At 68.5% G+C, this 7,296-nt stretch carries 1 pseudogene; it reads left to right on the forward strand.

The annotated features are described in order from the left end of the window. A pseudogene (locus JOZ00_RS20080) lies at window positions 1-7,296 on the forward strand (amino acid adenylation domain-containing protein); the annotation flags it as partial.

Genomic DNA, 7,296 nt, shown 5'->3' on the forward strand with positions numbered 1-7,296 from the left:
TGGACCGAAGCGGGCGCGCCCGCCGGGATCAGCGGAGCGGTCGAGTTCCGCACCGATGTCTTCGACCCCGACACCATCGAGGCACTCGTCGCCCGGTGGCAACGGGTGCTGGCGGCGATGACCGCCGACCCCACCCGCACCCTGTCATCGATCGATCTGCTCGACGAGCCCGAGCACGCCCGCCTGGCAGAGCTGGGTAACAGTGCGGGGTTGACCAAACCCGTTGCGGCGATGTCAATCCCGGCGTTGTTCGCCGATCACGTCGAGCGCACACCGCAGGCGGTCGCGGTCACCGTCGACGACCTGTCGATGACCTACCGCGAACTCGATCAGGCCGCCAACCGGTTGGCGCATCTGTTGGCAGGCCGCGGTGTGGGCCCGGGTCACCGTGTGGCGCTGCTCTTTTCGCGTTCGGCCGAGGCGATCGTGGCGATCCTGGCCGTCCTCAAGACCGGGGCGGCGTACCTGGCGATCGACCCGGCGGTCCCGTCGGCGCGAATGCGATTCGTGCTCAGCGACGCCGCACCGACGGTGGTAATCAGCACCGGCGAGCTGTCGGAGTTGCTCGACGGCGACAACCTGACGGTCATCGACGTCGACGACCCCGCCCTAAACGCTCAGCCCGCCAACGCATTACCGACGCCGGACCCGGACGATGTCGCCTATCTGATCTACACCTCGGGCACCACCGGCGTGCCCAAAGGCGTGGCCATCACCCACCGCAACGTGACCCAACTGCTGGCCGCCTTGGACGCCGGGCTGCCCGCAGCGGGCGTGTGGACGCACAGCCACTCGTTGGCCTTTGACGTTTCGGTCTGGGAGATCTTCGGACCGCTGCTGCGGGGTGGGCGCCTGGTGGTGGTGCCCGAACTGGTGGCCGGTTCACCGGAGGACCTCCACGACCTGCTGGTTGCCGAACAGGTCAGCGTGCTGACTCAGACCCCGTCCGCGGTGGCGATGCTCTCCGAGCAGGGTTTGGAGTCGACGGCGCTGGTAACGGTGGGTGAGGCCTGCCCGCTCGAGGTAGTGGACCGCTGGGCGCCCGGACGGGTGATGGTCAACGCGTACGGCCCCACCGAGACGACGATGTGTGTGGCCATCAGCGCCCCGCTCGCCGCGGGCACGCCGGCGGTGCCGATCGGCTCCCCGGTCCCCGGCGCGGGCCTGTTCGTGCTCGATGGCTGGCTGCGCCCGGTGCCCACAGGGGTGATCGGTGAGTTGTACGTGGCCGGCGCCGGCGTCGGGGTTGGGTACCTCGGTCGGGCCGGACTGACCGGGTCGCGCTTCGTGGCGTGCCCGTTCGGCGGGCCGGGGACCCGCATGTACCGCACCGGGGACCTGGTGCGCTGGGGAGCCGACGGGCAGCTGCAATATCTTGGCCGCGCCGACGAGCAGGTCAAGATCCGCGGCTACCGGATCGAACTCGGCGAAATCCAAACCGCCCTAACCGTTTTGGATGGCGTCGAGCAGGCGGCGGTGATTGCGCGCGAGGACGGTCCCGCCGGCTTACGCCTCGTCGGCTACATCACCGGCACCGCAGACCCGGCCGAGGCGCGCGCCGCGCTCGCCGAGCGGCTCCCGGCCTACATGGTCCCGGCCGCCGTCGTCGGCGTCGAGGCGCTGCCACTGACCGCCAACGGCAAGTTGGACACGCGTGCCCTGCCGGCACCGGAATACACCGTCAGTGAGTATCGCGCCGCGGGCGATCCGATGGAGGAAATCCTGGCCGCCATCTACGCCGACGTGCTGGGTCTTCAGCGCGTGGGCGTCGATGACTCGTTCTTCGACCTGGGTGGGGACAGCATCCTGTCGATGCAGGTGGTGGCCCGGGCGCGCGGGGCGGGGGTGATCTGTCGGCCGCGTGACATTTTCGTCGAGCAGACCGTGGCCCGGGTGGCCCGGGTGGCCACGGTCGCCGACGACGCGGACAGACCGGTCGACACGGGCATCGGGCCGGTGATCGCCACGCCGATCATCCGCTGGCTGCACGCCGTGGACGGCCCCGTCGACGAGTTCAACCAGACGGTGATCGTGCAGGCACCGGCAGGGGTCACCGAGTCCGACGTCGTGCTCGTGCTGCAAACCCTGCTGGACCGGCACGCCGCGCTGCGCCTGCGTGTCGATGACGACGGCGCAGGAGGCTGGTCGCTGTGGGTGCCCGAGGACGGCACGGTAGACGCCGCCGCAAGCCTGCGATCGGTTGACGCGCTCTCCGACGAAGCCCTGGCGGCGGCGCGGGGCCGGTTGAACCCGGCCAGCGGCACCATGCTCAGCGCGTTGTGGGCGGCCGACACCGGTGAACTGGCGGTGATCGTTCACCACCTGGCCATCGACGGGGTCTCGTGGCGAATCTTGTTGGAGGACCTCAACATCGCCTGGGCGCAACACCGCAGCGGACAGCCGATAGCCCCGCCTGCGGGCGGCACCTCGTTCGCCCGGTGGTCGGCGCTGCTGGCCGAGCACGCGAACGCCGCGGCGGTCGTCGACCTGGCGGGGTCATGGCGGCAGATCGCGGCGGCCCCAGCGGTGCTGCCGGCGGTGCGAGCCGCCGTGGACACCTATGCCAGCGCCGGACGGTTGTCGATGCAGCTGGACACGCAGACCACCGAAATCCTGCTGAGTGAGGTGCCCGCGGCATTCCACGCCGGCATCCATGACATCTTGCTGATCGCGTTCGGGATGGCGGTCGCGGAGTTTGTGGGCACCGACGGGGCCACACCAATCGGTATCGACGTGGAAGGCCATGGCCGCGCCGATGAGTTGGCCGCCGAAGTTGACCTCTCACGCACCGTGGGGTGGTTCACCACCAAGTACCCGGTGTCGTTGGCCGTGGGCGGGCTGTCCTGGGCTCAGGTGACTGGCGGATCGGCGGCGCTCGGCACGGTGATCAAGGACGCCAAGGAACAGCTGCGCACGCTGCCGGATCCGTTGACCTACGGCCTGCTGCGCTACCTGAACTCAGAGGTCGACCTGCCCGAGTCCGACCCACCGATCGGCTTCAACTACCTGGGCCGGCTGGGCGGTGCGCCGGCCCAGCTCTCGGGTGACCTGTGGGGGATCAGCCACAACAGCGTGACCGCGGCTGCGACGACGGCAGCCGTACCGATGCCGCTGGCGCACACCGTGGAGCTCAACGCCGCCACCGAGGACACCGACGCCGGACCTCGTCTGCACGCCACCTGGACCTGGGCGCCGTCGGCGCTGGACCACGGTCAGGTCAGCCGCCTTGCTGAACTGTGGTTCGACGCCCTCACCGGCATCTGCGCCCATGTGCGCGGCGGTGGCGGCGGACTGACCCCGTCGGACATCACGCTTTCCGGATTGAGCCAGCAGCAGATCGACGAGCTGGAGCGGCAATATGCGGATCGCTGACGTTCTGCCCCTGACTCCCCTACAGCAGGGACTGTTCTTTCACGCGAACACCGCGCAAGGCAACGGCGACGATGTGTACGCGTCGCAGTTGGACATCACCGTCACCGGCACGCTCGACCCCCACCGGCTGCGTGACGCGGTGCAGACCGCGACCAACCGGCATCCCAACTTGGCTGCTCGGTTCTTTGAACGGTTCGGGAAGCCGGTGCAGATCATCCCGGCCGATCCTGCGCCGGGGTGGCGGTATACCGAACTCGACGGCGGCGACGTCGACGAGCAGATCAAGCGGATCTGTGCGGCCGAACGCGCCGCGGTGTGTGATCTGGCCGGCGGGCCCGTCTTTCGGGTGGCCGTCATCCGCACCGCCCCGGAGCAGTACCGGTTGGTGCTGACCAACCACCACATCGTGCTCGACGGCTGGTCGCTGCCGATCCTGCTGCAGGAAATCTTTGCCGCCTATTACGGGCAGCGGCTGCCCGCGGCCGCGTCATACCGGGCGTTTGCCGCATGGCTGGCCGCCCGTGATCTGGACGCCGCCCACACCGCTTGGCGCACAGTGCTTTCCGGCTTTGACACTCCGACTCTCGTCGGCCCGCCGGATCGGTTAGAGCTCGGCCGGCGCGGGGTGGCCTCGGCGCGGCTGTCCGCCCACACCACACAGGCGCTGAGCGAGCTGGCCCGCTCTCATCGCACCACCGTAAACACCGTGCTGCAGGCGGGCTTTGCGCAGCTGCTGACATGGCTGACCGGCCAGCACGACGTCGCGTTCGGCACCGCGGTCTCGGGGAGGCCGGCCGATTTGGCCGGTGCCGAATCGATGGTCGGCCTATTGATCAACACCGTGCCGGTACGGGCGCGCATCACTGCATCCAGCACCACCGCCGACCTGCTCGACCAATTGCAGACGGCCTACGCCGACACGCTTGAACACCAACACCTGGCGCTCAGCGAAATTCACCGAATCACCGGCCAGGACAAGCTGTTTGACACCTTGTTCGTGTTGGAGAACTACCCCGTCGACACCGCGACGCTGGCCGGCGGCGACCACCAGCTGGCCATCACCGAGTTCAGTGGCCGCGAATTCAACCACTACCCGCTGACGGTGCAAGCCACCCCGGGCGGCCAACTCGGGCTTCGCGCCGAGTACGACACCGACCTGTTCGACACCGAAAACATTGAGGCGCTGATCGACCGGTTCCAGCGGGTGTTGGTCGCGATGACCGCCGACCCGGCCCGGCGGCTGTCGTCGATCGATCTGCTCGAGGCCGGCGAGCTTGCCCGGCTGGATGCGGTCGGCAACCGTGCCGCGCTGACCCGGCCGGGGCCACCGCCGATGTCGATTCCAGCGCTGTTCGCCGAGCAGGTGGCCCGCGCCCCGCAGGCGGCAGCGATGACATTCGACGGCCGCTCCATGACCTATCGCGATCTCGACGAAGCCGCTAACCGGTTGGCGCACTTCCTGATCGGCCAAGGAGTCGGCGCAGGGCAGCGGGTCGCACTGCTGTTGGAACGTTCGTCCTCGGCAGTCGTCGCGATGCTTGCGGTATTGAAGACCGGGTCGGCGTACCTGGCTATCGACCCGGCGTTGCCGGCGGCGCGGATCGACTTCATGATGGCCGATGCCGCGCCGGCGGCCGTCATCACCGCGGCCGGCCTTCGTGACCGGATCGCCACGCACGACTTGCCGACCATCGACGTCGACGACTCCGCCGTTGCAGCCCAACCGAATACGGCCTTGCCGGACCCGAGTCCCGGCGATATCGCCTACCTGATCTACACCTCGGGCACCACGGGTGTGCCCAAGGGGGTGGCGATCACCCATCAGAACTTGACCCACTTGGCGCATTCGATGCCCGAACGTCTGCCGGTGGAACAGGTTTGGACGCAGTGCCATTCGTATGCCTTCGACTTCTCAGTGTGGGAGATCTGGGCTGCGCTGCTGACCGGTGGTCGGCTGGTGGTGGTGCCCGACTCGGTGGCGGGCTCACCCGACGACTTCCATGCCCTGCTCGTCAGCGAACGAGTCAATGTGTTGACCCAGACCCCGTCGGCGGTGGTGGCGCTGTCGGCTGAGGGGTTGGAGTCGGTCGCGTTGCTGCTCGGCGGTGAGGCGTGTCCAGCCGAGGTGGTCGATCGGTGGGCGCCAGGGCGACTGGTGATCAATGCCTACGGCCCTACCGAGGCCACCGTCTACGCGTCGATGAGTGCGCTGACCGCCGGGACGGGGCCGCCGCCGATCGGCGCGCCGGTGCCGACCGCGGCGTTATTCGTGCTGGACGGATGGTTGCGTCCGGTGCCGACCGGTGTGGTCGGCGAGTTGTATGTGGCCGGCGCCGGGGTGGGGGTCGGTTACATCGGCAGGACAGGGTTGACCGGGTCGCGGTTTGTCGCATGCCCTTTCGGCGAGCCGGGAACACGCATGTACCGAACCGGGGATCTGGTGTGTTGGGGCGCCGATGGGCAGCTGCGGTACCTGGGACGTGCCGACGAGCAGGTGAAGATCCGCGGCTACCGCGTCGAACTGGGCGAAATCCAAACAGCCCTAACCGCTTTGGACGGAGTCGAGCAGGCGGTCGTGCTTGCCCGCGAGGACCGTCCCGGCGACAAGCGCCTGGTGGGTTATGTCACCGGCGCCGCGGATCCGGCCGAGGCGCGCGCCGCGCTGGCCGAACGGCTGCCCGCTTACATGGTGCCGGTGGCGGTCGTAGGCATCGAGGCGCTGCCGCTCACCCCCAGTGGCAAACTCGACGTCCGCGCCCTGCCGGCACCGGAATACACGGCCGGCAGGTATCGCGCCCCGGCCACCCAGGTCGAGGAGATCCTGGCCGGCATCTACGCCGGGGTGCTCGGGGTCGAGCGCGTCGGGATCGACGACTCGTTTTTCGATTTGGGTGGGGATTCGCTGTCGGCGATGCGTCTGGTCGCCGCGATCAATACCGGCTTGGACGCCGACCTTTCGGTGCGCACCGTGTTTGAGGCGCCCACGGTTGCCCAGTTGGCGCCGCGCATCGGCGTGGGGTCACGTCGGCTCGAGCCGTTGGTGCCAGTCGAACGGCCTACCGCGGTGCCGTTGTCGTTCGCCCAGCAGCGGTTGTGGTTCCTTGACCAATTGCAAGGCCCATCAGCGGTTTACAACATGGCGGCGGCGTTGCAATTCGACGGGTTACTTGACGCCGACGCGTTGGGCGCGGCACTGGCCGACGTGGTGGGCCGCCAAGAGAGCCTGCGCACACTGTTCGTGGCGCCCGACGGGATCCCGCTGCAATTGGTGGTTCCCGCCGAGCGGGCCGAATTGCATTGGGACGTTGTCGATGCCAGTGACTGGTCGGCGGAGCGGCTGGACGAGGCAATCGGCACCGTAGCGCACCACAGTTTTGACTTGGCCACTGAGATCCCCTTGCGGGCAACGCTTTTCCGTCTCGGCGAGGCTAAACATGTGCTGGTGGCCGTGGTGCACCATATCGCCGCGGACGGTTGGTCGATCACCCCGCTGGTCGCCGACCTCGGCGTGGCCTACACCCGCCGGAGCGAGGGCCTGGCCCCCGACTGGCCGGCATTGACCGTGCAATACATCGACTACACGCTGTGGCAGCGCGCGCAGCTAGGTGATCTGGCTGACGGCGATAGCCGGATCGCCGCGCAGCTTTCCTATTGGGAGCGCGCGCTGGACGGGCTGCCCGAGCGCCTACAGCTGCCCACCGATAGGCCCTATCCGCTGGTGGCCGATCAGCAGGGCGCAACGGTGACGGTGGACTGGCCGGCGGAGTTGCAGCAGCAGGTTGCTCGCGTGGGCCGCCAACACAACGCGACCAGCTTCATGGTGGTTCAGGCCGCCCTGGCGGTGCTGTTGTCGAAGATCAGCGCGAGTTCCGATGTGGCCGTGGGCTTCCCGATCGCGGGGCGTGGCCATCCAGCGCTGGACGA

It is taken from the genome of Mycobacterium sp., from assembly GCF_019243155.1.
Taxonomy (GTDB): Bacteria; Actinomycetota; Actinomycetes; order Mycobacteriales; family Mycobacteriaceae; genus Mycobacterium.